The sequence below is a fragment of the Methylobacterium longum genome, from assembly GCF_022179385.1.
Classification (GTDB): Bacteria; Pseudomonadota; Alphaproteobacteria; order Rhizobiales; family Beijerinckiaceae; genus Methylobacterium; species Methylobacterium longum.
The window spans coordinates 1-18,120 of the sequence record NZ_BPQS01000054.1 but is presented as its reverse complement, the minus strand read 5'-3'; the positions used below and the strand labels follow the sequence as shown (position 1 = coordinate 18,120).

Genomic DNA, 18,120 nt, shown 5'->3' with positions numbered 1-18,120 from the left:
TTCGCTGTCGAACACTAAGTTTAAGAGGCAATTTTGCCAGACGCCGGAGTAATCGGGTATGAGCGAATATTAACTTGCCTATATTCGCGGAATGAGGCTAGGATGTACGATCAACCCTGGGGCACAATCTCTAATGGAAATCTGGAATGTTCGGAAAATTCCGTATCGATGGCGGCTCGGCCTCTTCAGATGCCAAGAAGTTCCCATATTTTTAATTCCGCGCACAGGGTCCATGGCGAACTTGGCCAATCAGACTTAAGCATTCAAGATAAACTAAAGGTGCACCTTCCAATGGGTGCTCACGAGTCAGCTTAGTTCATCGCGGTAGAGCAGGATCCTAAGAGGATTCACAAAGAGAGTGCATCAGTCAGCTTGTGCTTGCTGGCTCAACTTATGGATTTACGCTTGGAATGTTTGTTTCGTGTCCACCCAAAAGCACCGCTGTGGTTGTAAGCCAATCATTCTGAAAATGTGGGATCGCAAAGAAAGCGGGCAACACCCTTTCCTTACTGCACACTTCAGTTATAGAAATCCTTAACGAAGTAACATCGAGACAGGCTGCCGGAGAGAGTTCGTCAAATGAACCGGGGAGCCTTATTATACGCTTTGTGTTTAGCTTCAGATGCTGAGACGAGCGGACGTTTTCCCCTCATCTAATCTGAAAAATTCAATCGGCAGATTATAGGGCTTGCCCACACAAGCTGCACGATGAACGTCGATACTTCAATAAAATCGGGCAGGAGGAACGCCTTGAAAAACTGGAAATGCAGATTTCTCGCAGTGGTGACCTGCACCATGCTGGCGACGAACGCATCCGCGCAGATCTCGGACGATTTAGTTAAAATTGGTGTGCTCGCAGACATGAGCGGCCTTTATTCCGACCTGAGCGGCGTGGGTTCCGTTACGGCCGCTCAGATGGCCGTTGAGGACTTCGGCGGGACCGTGCTCGGCAAGCGCATCGAAGTCGTTTCCGCCGACCACCAGAACAAAACTGACATTGGCGCTAGTCTTGCTCGCCGATGGATCGATCGCGAGCAGGTCGACGCGATCGTCGACGTGCCCGTCTCGTCAATCGCTTTTGCGGTGCAAGAGATCACCCGGGAGAAGAACCGCGCCTTCCTCATCTCGTCCTCGGGCTCGTCCGACCTGACCGGAAAGGCTTGCTCCCCGGTTAGCGTGCATTGGACATACGATAGCTACGCGCTCGCTCACGCGACCGGCGGCGCGCTGCTTAAGCGTGGGGATGACACCTGGTTCTTTATCACCGCGGACTATGCCTTCGGACATGCGCTCGAGCGTGACGCCATGGCGGTAGTGAAGGCGGCCGGCGGAAAAGTCCTTGGCGCCGTCCGACACCCACAGGATACCCAGGACTTCTCCTCCTTCCTGCTCCAGGCGCAAGCTTCGGGTGCAAAGGTGATAGCCCTCGCCAACGCTGGCGGCGACACCGTTAACTCTATCAAGCAGGCGAACGAATTCGGCATCACGCAGAATCAGCAGATCGTCGGGCTTCTGACCTACATTTCTGATGTTCACAGTATGGGCTTGCAGAATGCGAAGGGCCTACTTCTAGCTGCCGCATTTTATTGGGATATGAGTGACGAGACGCGGGCGTGGACGAAAAGGTTCTTGGAACGCGTCAACAAGGTACCCACAATGCCTAACGCTGGCGTCTACGGCGCAGTGACACACTACTTAAAGGCCATTGAAGCATCTGGTACCGACGACGCCACGAAGGTTGTCCAAAAAATGAAAGAATTGCCGATTAATGATTTCTTCACTAAGAACGGCTCGGTTCGAGAAGACGGACGCGTTATGCGTAACATTTATCTCTTCCAGGTTAAATCGCCAGCGGAGTCGAAGTATCGGTTTGACTACTATAAGTTGATCTCGACGATTCCTGCAGAGCAGGCTTTTAGGCCTTTGGCGGAGGGGAACTGTCCCTTGGTGGGGAAGGCCACCGCTCATTGAGGAAGGGGATGAACTGTGCCCTTCATCAGAGCCTGTCCGATAAGACTGGACACCTCCCAAGGGACCGGTCTTACGGCGGCCTCTGGAAGGGTGCGGTGGGAGTTTGGGCGCTTTGGGATCTGATCCGACCCACATCGCCGTTCCAATCCGGGGCGGATCGCCTCGCATGCCCGAAGATGTCTCTGGTCTGCTGCCATGGATTCTATCCGAATATCGCGGACATGATCACTGTCGCCATCCGCAACGACAACGTCTTTGTCTCGCCGGACATGTACACGTTTGCAGCCGGCGACAAGCTCTACATCGAGGCGGCCAACAGAGCGATAGGTGATAATTCCTGTTCGGCTCGTTGTTGACGTTCCGGCCGATGCGGCAGGGCGTGGAGGATTTCCACACGCTCGGCCTGTCGGCGGTGGCGCTAGATCCGGCACGCTGGCGCAACGCTGACCGCCGCGGGCTGGGGCTCGGCGGGTGAGCTGGAGGTGATGTTTTGATCGCTAATCCAGCACATCCAGCCTAATCGTTCCGGGCTGGCATGCAACGCTCCGAGACGACGAGTCGTGGCCGAAGTTCTTCTGGCGGTTCGTGCGGTGATGTACACAAAAACGTGGGGGTAAAAAATGCTGAGACGTGATGTGCTGTTCGGCGTGGGCGCCCTTGCGCTCGCCGGCCGCTCGGCCATGGCCGACGAGGTCAACCTCCCCTTTGGGAACGGTGCGCGCAACTTGGTGGCCTACCCGGGAAAACGCCCGTTGCTGCAGATGACGGCCCGGCCGCCGCAGCTCGAGACGCCGTTCTCCGTGTTCGACGAGGGCGTGATCACCAAAAACGATGCGTTCTTCGTGCGCTATCACTTAGCTGACATCCCCACCAAGATCGATCCGGAGGCGTTCCGGGTGGAGATCAAGGGTTTGGTGGACAAGCCGCTGACGCTTTCCCTCATCGACCTCAAGGCGATGCCGCAATCCGACATCGTGGCGGTCAACCAGTGCTCCGGAAATTCCCGCGGATTCTTCGAGCCGCGGATGGCCGGTGGGCAGCTCGCCAACGGCGCGATGGGCAACGCCCGCTGGACCGGTGTGCCGCTTAAGGCAGTGCTCGACAAAGCCGGGGTGAAGGCCGGCGCGGTTCAGGTTTCGTTTGAGGGGCTCGACGGGCCGGTAATCCCCGAGACGCCGGACTTCGCCAAGGCGCTGCCGATCGAACACGCCAATGACGGCGAGGTAATGCTGGCGCTCGCCATGAACGGAGAGGACCTGCCCTGGCTCAATGGCTATCCGCTGCGCTTGGTCGTGCCAGGCTTCTACGGGACCTATTGGGTCAAGCACCTCAACGCCGTAACCGTCCTCGACAAGCCGTTCGAGGGGTTCTGGATGAAGTCAGCGTATCGCATCCCGGACAATCCTTGCGCCTGCACCGAGCCCGGCAAGGCGTCGGCCGCGACCAGGCCGATCGGGCGCTTCACCATACGCTCGTTCGTGACCAACCTCGCCGACGGGGCGACGCTGAAGTCCGGCAGGGCTGAGCTGCGCGGTATCGCGTTCGACGGCGGTTCGGGGATCAAGGGTGTGGAGGTCTCCACCGACGACGGCAGGAGCTGGATGCCGGCCAAGCTCGGGCAGGATCTCGGGCGCTATTCGTTCCGGCCCTGGACGCTCGCTGTGGACCTGTCGCCTGGAGCGCATGCCATCCGGGTCAAGGCGACGGGGAACGACGGCGCTAGCCAGCCGATGGAGGCAAGCTGGAACCCGGCCGGCTACCTGCGCAACGTGGTGGAGACCACTAAAATCCAGGTGTCTTGAGGGGGCTTGTCCGATGTTTCTCGTCAGATCGTTTGCGACCGGCTTGGTGCTCGCGTCCGGCGCGGCGCAAGCCGCCCCGAAGACCTACGCGCTGCCCGAGCCGACGGCGCAGTTCAAGCCGCTCAAGAGCCACGAGACTGGACTGGAGGCGGCGCAGGCCAACTGCATGTCCTGCCACTCGATCGACTACGTCACGATGCAACCGCCGGGAAAGGGCAAGGCGTTCTGGGAGAGCGAGGTGACCAAGATGGTCAAGGTCTATCACGCACCGATCGGCGAAGCCGACGCCAAGGCGATCTCCGCCTACCTCGCGGACGCGTATTGAGTGGTTCGGGTATCCCGCCTCAGCGCAGGGCGACGACCTGCGTGGCGTAGGCCGCCACCTGCGAGACCACCGGCATGTCGTAGGCGTAGATGCGGCCGGCCAGGGTCGCCAGCGCCAGGCTCCAGAATACCGCGCTGCCGATCCACCGGGCGGTCCGGTCCCCGGTGCCGCTCGGGCAGGTGCCGACCATGCCGGCGGTCACGAACTCGCCAAAGGGGTCGAACGCCATGGGCGCCACGAAGGGCGTGGCGAGGGTAGCCGGATGGGTGTCGGAGATGCTGCGCATGGATGGCAATGTCGCGCTTGGACCCGTTTCGTTCAACGGACGCGTTTTCCGAACTTCCACCCAGGCTTAGGATGTCCTTCTCCCCGCGCGCCGTACGGCGATCATTTTCTTCCCGACGAGCCGAGACATTGTCCCGTGAGCCCTGACGCGTCCCAGAAAGCGCCCTGTCCCGAACTCCCGGCGGCCGACAGCCGGAGGCCCAACGCGGCGAATACGGTCTCGGTGGTGCCGGGCTTGGTTCTGTGCGGCGCCATCACCCTCGTCGCGGTAGCGGCCCAGGCCCTGGAGGAGCACTGGCTCGACCACCCCTACGTCGAGGCGCTGGTGATGGCGATCCTGCTCGGCATCGCCGTGCGCACCGCCTGGACGCCGGACGCGCGCTTCCGCACTGGCATCGCCTTCTCGGCCAAGCAGCTGCTGGAGGTCGCCGTTGTGCTGCTCGGTGCCTCTCTTAGCCTCGGCGCGATCCTCGCTTCCGGCCCCGCGCTCCTCGCCGGCATCGTCGGCACCGTAGTCATCGGCATCAGCGCGAGCGTCTTCATCTGCCGGACCCTCGGCCTTCCAGCGCGGATGGCAATCCTGGTCGCCTGCGGCAATGCGATCTGCGGCAACTCGGCCATCGCCGCGGTCGCACCGGTGATCGGGGCCGAGCCGCGGGACATCGCCGCTTCGATTGCCTTCACCGCGGTGCTCGGCGTGCTGATGGTGCTCGGGTTGCCGCTGTTCGTGCCGCTCGCCGGGATGAGCGACAACCAGTACGGCGTGCTCGCCGGACTGACCGTCTACGCCGTGCCGCAGGTGCTCGCCGCCACCGTCCCGGTGAGCCTGCTGAGCACCCAAGTCGGTACGCTGGTCAAGCTCGTGCGCGTGCTGATGCTCGGCCCCGTCGTAGTGTTCTTCTCGCTGATCGCCGCCCGCCTGCCCCAGGAGGTCGGATCCCAGCCGGGGGCAGCGAAGACTGGGCGGCTCGGCTTTACCAAGCTGGTGCCGTGGTTCATCCTCGGCTTCTTGGCGCTCGCCAGCGCCCACTCCCTTGGCCTGATCCCAGATGCCGCCGTGACGCCGCTCACCCGGCTAGCCGGTTTCCTGACGGTGCTCTCGATGGCCGCCCTCGGCCTCGGCGTGGACGTGCGCGTGCTCGCCCGCGTCGGCGGCCGGGTGACGCTCGCCGTCACCGGCTCGCTGGTGGTGCTGGTGGTGACGAGCCTGCTGCTGATCCGGGGGTTGGGAATCTCCTGAGTTCGCTCGTCGATGCCGGTAAACGACATGCAAACAATCGCGAATTTTGGACAAGATTTGCTCCGCTGACGAAAAGCTCCATGTCTGCTTTCGGCGTTGGGAGTCCAAATGCGGACTGGCCGCTTCCGGCCAGGTTCATCGGCCAGGTTCCGTCGTTCAGGGCTCCTCAGACTGCCGGCAAGCGGACCTTCCGAAGGCGCGTCAAGGTTCGGCAAGAGACCTCAGTGCGGACACCAAATTGTCACTGCTGTATGACCTCGTGCCGTTAATCGGCGCCAACCGACCAAGTCATTCCAATCAGCCTACCTCAGGTTGGCAAGCCCGCAGCTCCGATCGGGTATGGGTAGATCACCAGAACGTCGGATTCTGCTTTCTGACCTATCTGCGCGAGCGGGACCCCAAGAAGTAGGCGAGGGGGTGGGCACCCCGTTGGTCCGATGCCCCGGGGCCTGATCGGCGCCTTGAGGCGAACATAGAAACAGAAACAGCCTGAAGTCTGGATTGGGTCGGCGCTGGTCCACAGATGGGCCGATATGAGCAGGCCCAGGCTCAACCTGCGGGCGGCTGCGTTGGTGCCCTACACATCGCTCCCGTCACACAGACAGCTTGTTGAGCATGATTACATCTCGGGGTGGAAGCCCGAGCCTTGAGATTACCGACCGGAAACCGTGCACCGCACGATACCGGCAGCGGCTGCTGTTCGTGCACGGCATCTCTGTCGGGGCATGGATCTGGGATGAAAACATCCTGCCCTACTTCGCGGAAGCGGGTTCGAGGCCTACGCGGTCAGCCTCCGCGGACACGGCGGAAGCCAGAGACACAAGCGGATCGCTTCCTGGCGGCTGGCCGACAACGCCCGTGACGTGGAACGGCCCTCCGGCAGGATTGGCGGCCTGCTCGTCGTCGGCCATTCGCTCGGCGGTGCCGTCGTCCAGAACTGGGTGCGGACGGGAGGTAAGCCGGCCGGCATGGCCCTACTCGCCTCGGTGCCGCCCTGGGGACTGGCACCTTCTGCCCTTCGCATGGGCCTGCGCGCCAAGGACATTCTCCGCCGAAGGCTGGAAGGCTGGCCGCCCCCGCCGCTGCGGATCCAATTTGCCTAGGTGACGCAGGCGAGCCTCAGGCGCAGCCTCGAGCAGGCTTGGCGCGAACGTGCGTCGAAACGGCCGCTGCGCTCAGGATCTTGCGCTTCAGCAGAGGCAGAGCCCAGCCGCAGCGAGGAACCCCAATGATGGGACAGCGTAGCGCGACACGGGCCCAGGAAGGCACTCTGAACCTGGCTGCGCACCTCGGATTTCTTCATGACGCGGCTGTCGAACCCTGAGAGGAGCCCCAGTGCCGAGCACGATCCTGATCACCGGAGCCGCCGGACGAATAGGACGTACGCTGCTACAGCACTGGCAAGGCCGCACTGTGGTCGGGCTCGACCGCGTTGACGCTGACCTCATTGCTGATCTCCTCCAAGGACCTGACGCCTGCGCCTCAGCCTTCGCAGGAGTCGAGACTGTGGTGCATCTCGCGGCCGATCCGGATCCCGGTTCGTCGTTCGAGAGCGGCAGCTATGGCAACACACTGGCGACCCTGACGGTGGTGGGGGCCTGCCTCAGGGCGGACGTGCGCCGGCTCATTCTCGCCAGCTCTGTCTGGGCCGATGCCCCGACCTGGGGCTTGTCGGACCGGATGACGTGGTACGCCGCCTCGAAGCTTGCCGGGGAGGCTCTGGTACGTGCCTGGGCGGATCAGACGGGCAATCCGGCCGTGTGCCTGCGGCCGGGCTACTTCGATCCCGAGGCGAGCCGTGCTGATGATTTCAACGAGGCGCTGCGGGTGGATGTGGCATCCCTGTGCCGCCACTTTGACGAGGCTCTGGCCTGGACGGGACCCGGCTGCGCGATCCGCTACGCTGTCGGGAAACTCGGCTGACAGGCGCCATCACTCTCGCCGGCCAATAGTGGCGAGTTGGCCATCCTGCCTTGTCACTCCTCCGGCACGACTGATGGCAGTGGCAGTGCTGATAAGGCCAGCAGCACACCTACTGCGCCAATGGCGGACGCGAGAAAGCCGCTGCTGTCAAAGTCGAGGACGCGCGGCCGAGTGAGCCAGGCGACTGTCAGGGCCACGATGGCAAAGCTCAGGGCCAAAGGGCACCAGAGCAGGCGAAAGCCCGGGATCCGGGCCGGGGAGAGGCTGAGACCTGTCATGGCGCCGATGTAAGCAGACCCTGTTGCAGCGTGATTGCGTCAGAGCCTGCTGTGTTGCGTCACCTGTTTCTGTTAGCGGCCTCACACCCCGGGCGCTCAGTTGGCTGACATCGAGTGCCAGTTTGAGGTTAGGGCCCTACTGCTGGAGCGCGACCACTGTCCTCAGGCCGATTGGGCCGGGGGAGTCACGGCACCTGAGGATAATCCGCCGAACCAGCAACTGCGGACGGCACAGGCAACCCCGCCGAGCACAGGGCGGTGAATTCGATTTTCTGACCTATCTGCGCGAGCGGGACCGCAAGAAGTAGGCCGGGGGTGTGTACCCCGTTGGTCCGATGCCGGGTGGGGGAGGGGGCCCGCCTCTCGATCGGGCAGGGCCAAGCCAGCGGGGGCCTCTTACATACACCACCCGAACGAAGGCCCAATCGATGCCCGCGCTTGGTTTCGAATTGTGGGCTGCTGGTCGCTATGTGGTCGCTAGGAGGTTAGCGACTGAGCCAAAACGCAGGCTAAGTCATTGAGAAGATTGGCGCACCCGACACGATTCGAACGTGTGACCTTTGCCTTCGGAGGGCAACGCTCTATCCAGCTGAGCTACGGGTGCTGGCCGTGGCCATTCCCTAGCCCAACCGCGCCGTCAGCGCAACGGCGCTGAACCATCGAACGCCGTTCGGACGTCGGGGCGATCCGGCATACCGGGGGCCGGGACGGCTCCGACGGGCGCACGGGCTCCGGGCGTCCGGTAAACCGCGGCCGGCGTGACGGGTTCTCCTGCGGGGGGTTCTCCTGCGGGGGGGGGTCGCGGCGGGCGGGACGCGGAGGAGGCGGGGCATGTCGCAGACCATCGATCGCGGGACGCTCGACCGCCTGATCGCCCTCGGGCGGGCCCGGGGCGGCCTCTCGGCGGACGACCTGCGGGCCGCGCTGCCGGTGGAGCAGATGGACGTCGATGCGCTCGTCCTGGTGATGCTGGAGCTCGAGACGGCGGGCGTGAGCGTCGAGCCCGACGCCTTCGGGCCGCCCGTGGAGCGGCCGGTCGCGCCATCGCTGGTGCTCCCGGCCCCCGAATCCAAGCCCGCCCCGCCGGTCCGGCCGGCCGACGGCGGCGGCGCGACCACAGCACCGGCGGCGAATCGCCCCGCGGCCCCGATGGTGCCGCCGCTCGCGGGCCCGGATGACCGGGCCGGCGTCAACCGGGCCATCATGCTGGCGGCCGCCGCGACGCTGCTGCTCCTCGGCGCCGTGCTGCTGTGGCTGTGAACCGTGCGGGCGGAACGCTTCCGCCGGCGGCCCCGTTGGCCAGGGCGCGCCAGAGACAGACCTAGAGGACGAACCCGCACCATGCGCCACGCACCCGACGGAACCCTGGCCCTGCTGGTCGCGGCCTTGCGCCAGGGGGCGGCCCATGTCGAGACGCTGCTGACGCTGGCGCGGACCGAGGTCGACGGCAACGTCCGAACCCTTGTGTCGCTGGTCGCGATCGTCGGGACGATCCCGATCCTGCTGATCGTCACCTTCTTCCTCGGCCTCGACGCCGTGGTGAAGCTGCTGGCCGTGCTGCTGGGTTCCGAGGCGCCGGCGGCGCTGATCGTGGCGACCCCCTTCCTGATCGTGGCGCTCGGCCTCGGCTGGATCGGGGCGCGCCGGATGGCCCTGTCGAACCTGGAACCGTGGCGGACGTGGCGGGAGGTCAAGCGGGACGTCCGGCAGGTGACCGGGACAGTCGCCAAGGACGGCGCGCGAACCGGTGCCTGATCCGGCTTTCCTGCCCGCCTTTCTGCCTGCCTTTCTGCCTGCCATCCCTGCCCGGCGACTCTGCGAGCGACGCGATCCGGACGTGGCCTTCCGCGTGGCCCTCCGCGTGGCCATCCACATGGCCCTCCGACGGCCCGGCGAACCCGTCGATCATAGAGAGGCCGAGGCCGGCGCCCTGGCCGAGCGGCTTCGTGGTGACGGACGGAACGAAGGCCCGGGCGGCGACCTCCGGGCTCACGCCGATCGCGGTGTCGCCCACGCGGATGCGGACGTACGATGATGCCGGGCCTCGGCGGAGCCGAGCTGCCCGTTGCCGGTCCCGAGGCGCCCGCCATCCGGCATCGCGGTCAGAGGCCGCGGGCTTCGGACGACGCGCGTCCGCTCAGTGCTCGCGGGTGCGCCCGGTTCCGGGGCGCAGGTGCAGGAAGCTGCGCTCGCCGGTGGCGGCCTCGGCCACGTGCTGGATCGTATCGAGCAGCTCGGTCACGGCCTGCGGCGCGACTGGGCGAAACTGCGCCTTCGCCTCGACCCAGCGCTTCTGCGTGCGCCCCGCGGCGATCTGCGCCTCGCTCAGGGCGTCGAAATCCCGGCGTCGCGTCATGGCCCGTCCCTCCATGGGAAAATCTGCCCGGGACATGGTTGATGAAGGGTTAACGGCGGGCGCGCGCCCGTTGCTGGCCGGATCGGTCGGGCCGGGATCGGCGGCCCAGAACCCGCCGCCCTGGCGGCGCGCCCCGGGGCTCGGGTTCGGGCCGCGGGACAGGGGCGCGTGTCATCCTGAAGCGCTGCTCTTCCGGACCAGCGGAACGACGGCGGCACCGGAGCCCGATCCGCAACGCGACGGCGGCTCGGGCGCCCGCGGCCTGTCCGGAACCCCGATCGGACCGCGCAGCGGCTTGATCGCCGGGACCGACGTCCTTAGAACAACAAAAGCTGATGAATATCAACAGATTAGTGTGATTATAAACTACACTCCCCGGGCCGCCGCATCGCTCGGCGCGGAATGTCGGTCGCGGTGACCGGCTCCGCCGATTCCGCCCTCGGCATCCGGGCCATCGACCGGGTGGCGGGCCTGCGCCCGCTCGCGCCGTTCTTCTGCCTGTACGTGACCTTCGGGGCGACCCTCGGCTTCCTGTCCGGCGGGGCGCCGCTGATCCTGCGGGCGCGCGGCGTGGATCTCGCCGAGGTCGGCCTGCTGCAGCTCATCAACCTGCCGGTGGGGCTGACCTTCCTGTGGGCCCCCGCCCTCGACCGCATCCGCCTGCCGGGCCTCCCGCACCGGATCGGCTGGATCACCGCCGCGCAGGCCGGGGCGGTGGTCCTTTTGATCACCCTGAGCTTCGGCGCGCACTGGCCGCTCCTGGCGCTTCTCGCCCTGGCGATCGCCGCCTGCGCCTGCGTGGCGACCATGGACATCGCCCTCGAGGCCCTGGTGGTCGAGACCGTGCCGGCGGACCGGCGCGCCTCCATAGCCTCGGCCAAGCTATGCGGAGCCTCCCTCGGCGGCATCCTGGGGGTCGGCGTGCTGGTCGGCTCCTACGACAGTCTCGGCTGGCGCGGGGCGGTCCTGGCCTGCGCGGCCCTCGATCTGCTCTGCCTGCTGCCGATCCTGGGCTACCCGGAGGCGCGGCTGCGGGACGCCGGGATCGCCCCGAAGCGGCTCTCGGGTCCGCTGGTACGGCTGCGGCGGCTGGCGGGACGCGTGCTGGCGCTCGGGGCCTACTTCGCCGCCGCCTACCTGCTGTCCGGGCCCAACACCCTGGCCCTGCTCGATCTCGGCGTGCCGCTCGCGCAGGTCGGCTTCCTGACCGGCACCGTCCTGCCGGCGGTCAACCTCGTGATGGCGCTGGCGGCGGGGGGGCTCGCGGCGCGGTTCGGTACGGTCCGGCTGATCGCCGCGGGCGCGCTCGGCGTCCTCGCCTCCGGGGGCCTGATGGCCGGCGCCTGCGCGGGCGGGATGGCGGATCTCGCGGTCGCCGCCACGGTTCTGAGCTTCGTCGCGGGCGGGTTCCTCGGCGTCCCGATGTTCAACATGATCTACCGCTGGGCCCAGGGGCCGCAGCCGGCCACCGACTACGCGCTGCTGTTCGGGGCGGCCTTCTTCGCCGCCATGCCGTTGCGGGTCGCCGCCCCGGCGCTCGCCGGCTGGATCGGCTGGCCGGGCTACTTCGCCGCCACCCTTCCGCTCTACGCCGCCGCGGTGGGCTGGCTCGCCGTCGCGGTGGACCGGACCCTGCGGACCGCCGGGGCGGCGCGATGACCGGCCGGATCGCCGCCGAGGTCGCCAGCGAGGTCGCCGCCCAGGTCGCCGCCGAGGTCGCCGCCCAGGTGCCCGCCTCCCTGGCCGCCTACCGGGATGGGGTCGCCGCCGGCCCCGGCGGCCCAGGGGCGCTGCCCCTCGGCGCCCTGCGCGACGCGGACGTGTTCGACGCGACCCTGGCGGCGTTCGGGGCCGGGTTCGGCGCGACGTTCCGGAACGCGGATCCGCGGGTGCGGGTCTCGTACTGGAGCCAGTACTACCTCGCGGCCCTGGCGACCCCGGCGCTGACCGCCCTGGTCCGCCTCGGCCGCCCGCTGCCGCTCGCCTTCGACGCGCTGAGCCTGGAGCTCGATGCGGCGGGCCGTCCGTGCCGCTTCCGCCTGCCGGCCGAAGGGGCCGGATGCGCCGCCTGCCCGCCGCCGGGGCTTAGCGGCCTGGTGGAGGCGCATCTGCGCCCGTTCGTGGAGCTGTGCCACGCCCGCTGCGGGATCGCCCCCCGGGTCCTCTGGGGGAACGCCGCGGTGATCCTCGACCACGTCGCCCGGGAGCTCGGAACTCCGCTCGGGGAGGGGGAGGGGAACGGGGCCGGCGCGGCTCTCGCCTGTCCCGCCACCTGTCCCGCCGGCCGTGCCTCGGCCTGTGACGACGTCGCGGCCTGCCTCGGATGGCGCACCGGCCCGGGCTGCGTTAGGAGCCCCCTGGCGCAGGCGCTCTCCCCGGCGGCGTCGGGCTGCCGGCGGCGGCGCGTCTGCTGCCTGCGCCACCGCCTGCCGGGTGTGCCGTCCTGCGGTGCGCTCTGCCCGGTCGCGTGCGCCGCCCAACGCTGATCCGAGCCGCGCGATGCTGAAGGCCTTCCTCGCCTATTACCGGCCGTACCGGACCCTGTTCCTGGTCGATTTCGGCTGCGCGGTGCTGTCGGGCCTGCTGGAGCTCGGCTTCCCCATCGCCGTGAAGGGCTTCATCGACAGCCTCCTGCCCCGGCAGGATTGGGGCCTGATCGTGCTCGCCGCGGCGGCCCTGGCGCTGGTCTACGTCGCCAATGCCGGGCTGATGGTGGTGGTCACCTACTGGGGCCACGTGCTCGGCATCAACATCGAGACCACGCTGCGGGCCCGGGCCTTCGACCACCTGCAGAAGCTCTCCTTCCGCTTCTACGACGGCCAGAAGACCGGCCACCTCGTCGCCCGCGTGACCAAGGATCTGGAGGAGATCGGCGAGGTCGCCCATCACGGCCCCGAGGACCTGTTCATCGCCGTGATGACGCTGCTGGGCGCCTTCGCGCTGATGCTCATGGTGCACGCGCCGCTGGCGCTGATCACGGCGGCGATCCTGCCGCTGATCGCCTTCGTGTCGATCCGCTACGGCGGCCGCATGACGCGCAACTGGCAGACGCAGTACGGCCGGGTCGGGGCCTTCAACGCCCGGATCGAGGAGAATGTCGGCGGGATGCGGGTCGTGCAGGCGTTCGCCAACGAGCCCCACGAGCGCGCCCTGTTCGCCCTCGACAACGCCCGCTACCGGGACACCAAGCTCGAGGCCTACCGGCTCATGGCAGCGGGCCTGTCGATCAACTATCTCGGCCTGCGCCTCGTGCAGATCGCGGTTCTGCTGGGCGGCGCCGCCTTCGTGGTCCGGGGCCAGCTGACGCCCGGCGGCTTCGTGGGCTTCCTGCTGCTGGTCGGGGTGTTCTACCGGCCGCTGGAGAAGATCGGCGCCGTGGTCGAGACCTACCCGAAGGGCGTGGCGGGCTTCCGCCGCTACCAGGAGTTGCTGGCCACCGAGCCCGACATCACCGACCGGCCGGACGCCCGCACGGTGGAGGCCTTACGCGGCGACATCCGCTTCGAGGGGGTGGGCTTCGGCTACGGCCCCGGCCGCCCGGTCCTCGCCGATCTCGACCTCGCGGTGGCGGCCGGCGAGACGGTGGCGTTCGTGGGCCCCTCGGGGGTCGGCAAGACCACCCTCTGCGCCCTGCTGCCGCGCTTCTACGAGGTCGAGGCCGGCCGGATCACGGTCGACGGGATCGACATCCGCGCCATCGCCCTGGCGAGCCTGCGCCGCCAGATCGGCATCGTGCAGCAGGACGTGTTCCTGTTCGCCGGCACGATCCGGGAGAACATCGCCTACGGCCGCCTCGACGCCAGCGAAGCCGAGATCGACGCGGCCGCCCGGCGCGCCCGGCTCGGCGCGCTCCTCGACAGCCTGCCCGAGGGGCTCGACACCGTGGTGGGCGAGCGCGGCGTGCGCCTGTCGGGCGGGCAGAAGCAGCGCATCGCCATCGCGCGGGTGTTCCTCAAGAACCCGCCGATCCTGATCCTCGACGAGGCGACCTCGGCGCTCGACACGGAGACCGAGCGGGAGATCCAGCGGGCGCTCGCCGAACTCGCCCGCGGGCGCACGACCCTGGTGATCGCCCACCGCCTCGCCACCATCCGGGACGCCGACCGGATCGTGGTGCTGGGGGAGGGCGGGGTGGTCGAGGCGGGCCGGCACGCGGCGCTGCTCGCCGCCGGCGGCCCCTACAGCCGCCTGCACGCCGCCCAGTTCGGGCGCGGAGAGGACAACCCGGTCCTCGCCGCGGAGTGAGGCTCCGTCAGGCTCCTGCGCGTCCTTGCGGGCGCAGGGGCGCAACCCGGCAGCGCCCGCGCGCCCCGAAGTCGCGCGGCCCTGGATTGCTTCGCTGCCCTCGCGGAGGCGGACGCCGGAACGCCTCTACGACCTGCCGAGACCGCCTGCCGAGACAGCCTGTCCAGAGGGCCCGTTAGAGCTGCGCCCGTCCCGTGCTGCCCGTGGAGTCGCGGACGACGAGGCGGGTGGGGAACTGCCGCTGCGCGAGGTCGTCCGGCCCGCGCGTGCCCTCGACGACCTCCACCAGCGTCGCGAAGGCGAACCGGACCATCTCCAGGGTCGGACCCTCGATCGAGGTGAGGCTCGGGATCGTGAAGGCGCTCTGGACGCAGTTGTCGAAGCCGACGACCCGAATCGCCCCGGGGACGCGGACGCCACGGTCGTGCAGCGCCTTCAGCACCCCGAACGCCACCCGGTCGTCCGCCGCCAGGATCGCGTCCGGCCGATCCGGGCGGTCGAGAAGGCGCAGCGTCGCGCGGTGGCCGCTCTCGGAGGTCCAGTCGCACGGGACGACGAGGTCGTCGCGCAGGGGCAGCCCCGCCTCGGCCAGGGCCTCCCGGTAGCCCCGGAACCGCTCGGCGACGGTCGGCGTCCTCCGCCCGTCGCGCTCGCCCTTGAAGAAGCAGATCGACCGGCTGCCCGTCCGGGCGAGGTAGCGCACCGCCTCGTAGATTGCGTCGCGCTCCGCCCGCACCGCGCAATGCGCGCCGGGCATGTCGAGGCCGAAAACCACGAAGGGGAAGCGCTTGGCCTGCAGCAGCCCGATCAGCGGGTCGTCGCGCTGGTCGGCGAAGACCACGATGCCGTCCACCCGGGCCTCGCTGACGAGGCCGGTGATCCGGCTCAGGCCGTCCGGATCGTCGCGGCACCAGCGCCGATGGATCAGCGTGTAGCCGTGCTGGTCGGTCACGGTGGCGAAGGCCTGCAGGAGGAGGCCCTCGTCGGCCCTCTGGACCAGACCGTCGGCGTCGCCGGGTCGGGCCCCCACGGCGAACACGCAAGCGATGCTGCGGCTCGGTTTCTTGCGCAGCGAGCGGGCCGCGAGGCTCGGCACGAATTCCAAGTCGCGCATGGCGGCCTCGATGGTCTCGCGGGTGGTCCGGGCGACCTTCTCGGGATGGTTTAGGACCAGGGAGACCGTCTGGAAGCTCACGCCAGCCCGCCGCGCAACGTCCTTGATCGTCATCTGGCCCATCGTCACCTCGAGCCCCCCTCCGGCAGGGCCGGCGCGCCTGGGACGCGCGGCGCCGCGCGCAGCCCGGACGCGGACTCGTCCGATCGACCAGTTTAAAGCCGTCCGGATCGGATATGAAGCTGCGGACCGAGTGCGAATAGTCCTGTCGATATGGCCAATACCGACACCCATCGCCCGAGAATCGGTATCACCACGCCGCTGCAGGGCACGCCCACCGGCGCGCGGACGGCGCAGGTCCTGCAGCGGCCCGCCGGGCAGAGGAAAAAGCCCGCCGCGGCACGGGCCGGGCGGGCATGAGTGGAGTCTCGTCTCGGAGATGCCGCGACCGTAGAGGCGGCGCCGCGGTGGCGCATCCCCCATCCGGGGGAGGCCCGCACACGTTCCTGCGACCGGCACAGGACCGCACCGCGCGAGAACCGCACCGCGCGAGGACCGCGCCGCGCGAGGACCGCGCCGGACCGAACCGGGCGGATCCGCGCTCAGTCCCCGAAGGCGCGCGGCGGCAATCCGACCACGCCGACATCGAGCTCGAACAGCGCCCCGGCCTCCGGCAGGTCCTCGGCGCCCCGGGCAGCCGAGGTGACGAACAGGCGGTCGAGTCCTTCGCCCGCGAAGGCGCAGCTCGTGACGTTGGGGGCGGGGAGGGGAACCACCCGCATCAGGCAGCCCTCAGGATCCAGGCGGCTGATCCGGCCGCCGCCCCAATGGGCGATCCAGAGGCAGCCCTCGGCATCGGTGGTCATCCCGTCGGGCCAGCCCCAATCGTCCGGGAAGCGCAGGAAGGCCCGCTTGCCCGAGAGCGTCCCGTCCGCGGCGAGGTCGAAGGCGTAGACCGTCCGGGCGGCGCTGTCGCTGTGATAGATGACCCGGCCGTCGAGGCTGAAGGTCGGCCCGTTGGCGACCCCGTATTCGCCGTCCATCCGCTGCCACGTCAAGTCGGGGTCGAGCCGGTGCAGGGCGCCGGCGATCGCCGTCTCGGCCTGATGCATGCTCCCGGCCCAGATCCGGCCGGCGAAATCCACCTTGGCGTCGTTCAGACGGTTGTCGGGATGTTCCGGTTCGGGATCGCCGATCGGCACGATGCGGTCGGCCTCCAGGTCGTAGGTTGCGAACCCGCTCTTCAGGCCGACGACGAAGTCCCGCCGTCCGGCCCGGGGAATGATCCAGCCCAGGGGCTCCGGGAAGGTCCGCCTGCCGGTCGCGCCGTCGGCGAGGTCGAGCCAGTTCAGGGCCGGAGCCTCGATGTCCACCCAGAACAGCCGCGCCCGTTCCGGAACCCAGATCGGCCCCTCGCCGAGACGGTCGCGTGCCGCGCGGGCGACGATGCGGATCTGCGGATCCATGTCGGGGCTCTCCGTTCGGCCGGCGATCAGGCGCCCGCGGGCCGCCGGTCCGGCAGGCCCGGCCGGCAGCCCCAGAGCGCGTAGAACAGGACGTAGAGTTCGCAGGCCGCGGTGATCAGGAAGGAGTGCTGCAGCCCGAACCGGTCCGCCGCCCAGCCCTGCACCACCACCAGGGCGCCGCCGGCGATCGCCATGATCAGCAGCCCCGCCCCCGCCTCGGTGAGCGGCCCGAGGCCGCGGATCCCCAGGGTGAAGATCGTCGGGAACATGATTGCGTGGAACAGCCCCACGGAGATCAGCGCCCACATCGCCAGAGGCCCGCTGGCGAAGGCTGCCACGAGCATCACCGCGCAGGCGCCCAGCGCCGCCCCAGCCAGCACGGTCTCGGCCGACCGGTCCTGCATCACGTAGCTGCCGACGAAGCGGCCGACCATCATCCCGCCCAAGAGCAGGAACAGGTACCGCGCGGCCTGGGCGTGGGTGAGATCGCCGATTTCGGGCAGCGCCACGAAGCTGATGAACAGGTTCGACAACCCGATCTCGGCGATCAGGTAGATAAAGATCGCCGGCACGCCGAGCACGAGGTTGCGGTGGCGCCAGAGCGCCCGGCCGGTGCGTCCGGCCCGGGCGGCCCGGGCGGCGCCCGCCTCGCCCCCCATCGCGGGCAGCAGGAACCGGGCGATCGCCACGGCGAGGAAGACCAGGATCGCCGCCACGATCAGGTAGGGGAGCTGCACCGACTGCGCGTCCGCGAGGCGTTCGGCGGGGGTCAGCACGGTGCCGGCGGCGGCGTTGCCCGAGGCGGACCGGCCGAGGATCAGGTAGCCGCCGAACAGGCGTTCCCACACGTTCCCGGTCATCCCACAATCACCTGAGTGTGCACGGCTTTTTCCAGGCCGAAGTCCTCGAAAGGCCTCTGGCGTTCTCTCAAATCCGCGTTTACTGTGTGGGTAGAAGCGCGGGTGTAGATCCAATGCAGGGTAAGCTCACAGCACTCGGCGTGGTGACCTGACCGGCTGGCTTTGGACCGGGCTGATTGAGAGGATCAGCCTGGACCAGAGGAGTTGGGGATGAAGCGAGGACAGAGGCCGAGCGCGGAACAGGTCGTGCTGATG

Annotated in this window: 16 protein-coding genes, 1 tRNA gene and 1 pseudogene; 12 read left to right on the top strand and 6 right to left on the bottom strand. The window is 68.0% G+C overall.

The window, feature by feature from the left end; translation table 11 throughout:
• Window positions 1-795: 795 nt before the first annotated feature.
• The 4 genes from MFF58_RS26675 (at window position 796) to sorB (ending at window position 4,098) form a co-directional block, all read left to right on the top strand.
• Window positions 796-1,971 carry an ABC transporter substrate-binding protein gene (locus MFF58_RS26675; protein WP_238292422.1) on the top strand — a complete coding sequence of 392 codons (1,176 nt, stop codon included), beginning with the start codon at window positions 796-798 and terminating at the stop codon, window positions 1,969-1,971.
• Between the two features lie 221 nt (window positions 1,972-2,192).
• Window positions 2,193-2,327, top strand: coding sequence for a hypothetical protein (locus MFF58_RS32375; RefSeq protein WP_283206472.1), 135 nt, complete (start codon window positions 2,193-2,195; stop codon window positions 2,325-2,327).
• 264 nt (window positions 2,328-2,591) lie between these two features.
• Window positions 2,592-3,773: a SorA family sulfite dehydrogenase catalytic subunit gene (gene sorA / locus MFF58_RS26670; protein WP_238292393.1), complete on the top strand. Its 1,182-nt coding sequence runs from the start codon at window positions 2,592-2,594 to the stop codon at window positions 3,771-3,773.
• A gap of 13 nt (window positions 3,774-3,786) precedes the next feature.
• The gene (gene sorB / locus MFF58_RS26665; protein WP_238292391.1) at window positions 3,787-4,098 is read left to right on the top strand and encodes a SorB family sulfite dehydrogenase c-type cytochrome subunit; all 312 of its coding nucleotides are present in this window, start codon (window positions 3,787-3,789) and stop codon (window positions 4,096-4,098) included.
• A 19-nt stretch (window positions 4,099-4,117) separates the two neighbouring features.
• Here sorB and MFF58_RS26660 read toward each other — a convergent pair whose 3' ends face one another.
• Window positions 4,118-4,384 (bottom strand): hypothetical protein, encoded by a 267-nt coding sequence (locus MFF58_RS26660; protein WP_238292389.1) that lies wholly within the window; start codon window positions 4,382-4,384, stop codon window positions 4,118-4,120.
• A gap of 135 nt (window positions 4,385-4,519) precedes the next feature.
• On the opposite strand from MFF58_RS26660, the gene MFF58_RS26655 reads away from it, so the two are divergent.
• The 3 genes and pseudogenes from MFF58_RS26655 (at window position 4,520) to MFF58_RS26650 (ending at window position 7,546) form a co-directional block, all read left to right on the top strand.
• Entirely contained in the window at window positions 4,520-5,623 is a 1,104-nt protein-coding gene (locus MFF58_RS26655) for a YeiH family protein (RefSeq protein WP_373323393.1), read from the top strand.
• 767 nt (window positions 5,624-6,390) lie between these two features.
• Window positions 6,391-6,726 (top strand): annotated as a pseudogene (locus tag MFF58_RS32660) (alpha/beta hydrolase); the annotation flags it as partial.
• 232 nt (window positions 6,727-6,958) lie between these two features.
• Window positions 6,959-7,546 carry an NAD-dependent epimerase/dehydratase family protein gene (locus MFF58_RS26650; RefSeq protein WP_238292387.1) on the top strand — a complete coding sequence of 196 codons (588 nt, stop codon included), beginning with the start codon at window positions 6,959-6,961 and terminating at the stop codon, window positions 7,544-7,546.
• An 805-nt stretch (window positions 7,547-8,351) separates the two neighbouring features.
• Here the strand turns inward: MFF58_RS26650 and MFF58_RS26645 are convergent.
• Window positions 8,352-8,428, bottom strand: a tRNA-Arg gene (locus MFF58_RS26645).
• A 227-nt stretch (window positions 8,429-8,655) separates the two neighbouring features.
• Here MFF58_RS26645 and MFF58_RS26640 point away from each other — a divergent pair.
• Both MFF58_RS26640 and MFF58_RS26635 read left to right on the top strand, forming a co-directional pair.
• The gene (locus tag MFF58_RS26640) at window positions 8,656-9,084 is read left to right on the top strand and encodes an RNA polymerase sigma factor region1.1 domain-containing protein (protein WP_238292386.1); all 429 of its coding nucleotides are present in this window, start codon (window positions 8,656-8,658) and stop codon (window positions 9,082-9,084) included.
• A gap of 81 nt (window positions 9,085-9,165) precedes the next feature.
• On the top strand, window positions 9,166-9,579 hold the full coding sequence (locus MFF58_RS26635) for a phage holin family protein (RefSeq protein ID WP_238292384.1): 414 nt from the start codon (window positions 9,166-9,168) through the stop codon (window positions 9,577-9,579).
• A 382-nt stretch (window positions 9,580-9,961) separates the two neighbouring features.
• On the opposite strand, the gene MFF58_RS26625 is transcribed toward MFF58_RS26635, so the two are convergent.
• Window positions 9,962-10,180: a hypothetical protein gene (locus MFF58_RS26625; protein ID WP_238292381.1), complete on the bottom strand. Its 219-nt coding sequence runs from the start codon at window positions 10,178-10,180 to the stop codon at window positions 9,962-9,964.
• A gap of 414 nt (window positions 10,181-10,594) precedes the next feature.
• Between MFF58_RS26625 and MFF58_RS26620 the strand changes: the two genes are divergently transcribed.
• Genes MFF58_RS26620 through MFF58_RS26610 form a run of 3 tightly spaced genes read left to right on the top strand, consistent with a single transcriptional unit; the run spans window position 10,595 to window position 14,425 of the window.
• Window positions 10,595-11,839 (top strand): MFS transporter, encoded by a 1,245-nt coding sequence (locus MFF58_RS26620; RefSeq protein ID WP_238292379.1) that lies wholly within the window; start codon window positions 10,595-10,597, stop codon window positions 11,837-11,839.
• Window positions 11,836-12,666, top strand: a complete 831-nt coding sequence (gene fhuF / locus MFF58_RS26615; RefSeq protein ID WP_238292377.1) for a siderophore-iron reductase FhuF — start codon at window positions 11,836-11,838, stop codon at window positions 12,664-12,666. Before MFF58_RS26620 ends, fhuF begins: the two co-directional genes overlap by 4 nt.
• 13 nt (window positions 12,667-12,679) lie before the next feature.
• On the top strand, window positions 12,680-14,425 hold the full coding sequence (locus MFF58_RS26610) for an ABC transporter ATP-binding protein (protein WP_238292375.1): 1,746 nt from the start codon (window positions 12,680-12,682) through the stop codon (window positions 14,423-14,425).
• A gap of 175 nt (window positions 14,426-14,600) precedes the next feature.
• On the opposite strand, the gene MFF58_RS26605 is transcribed toward MFF58_RS26610, so the two are convergent.
• The 3 genes from MFF58_RS26605 to MFF58_RS26595 all read right to left on the bottom strand — a co-directional run bounded on the left by MFF58_RS26605 (window position 14,601) and on the right by MFF58_RS26595 (window position 17,865).
• Window positions 14,601-15,662, bottom strand: a complete 1,062-nt coding sequence (locus tag MFF58_RS26605; protein ID WP_238292373.1) for a LacI family DNA-binding transcriptional regulator — start codon at window positions 15,660-15,662, stop codon at window positions 14,601-14,603.
• Between the two features lie 479 nt (window positions 15,663-16,141).
• On the bottom strand, window positions 16,142-17,005 hold the full coding sequence (locus MFF58_RS26600; RefSeq protein ID WP_238292371.1) for an SMP-30/gluconolactonase/LRE family protein: 864 nt from the start codon (window positions 17,003-17,005) through the stop codon (window positions 16,142-16,144).
• Window positions 17,006-17,031: 26 nt separating this feature from the next.
• Complete coding sequence (locus MFF58_RS26595; RefSeq protein WP_238292370.1) at window positions 17,032-17,865, bottom strand: MFS transporter; 834 nt, start codon at window positions 17,863-17,865, stop codon at window positions 17,032-17,034.
• Between the last annotated feature and the right edge of the window lie 255 nt (window positions 17,866-18,120).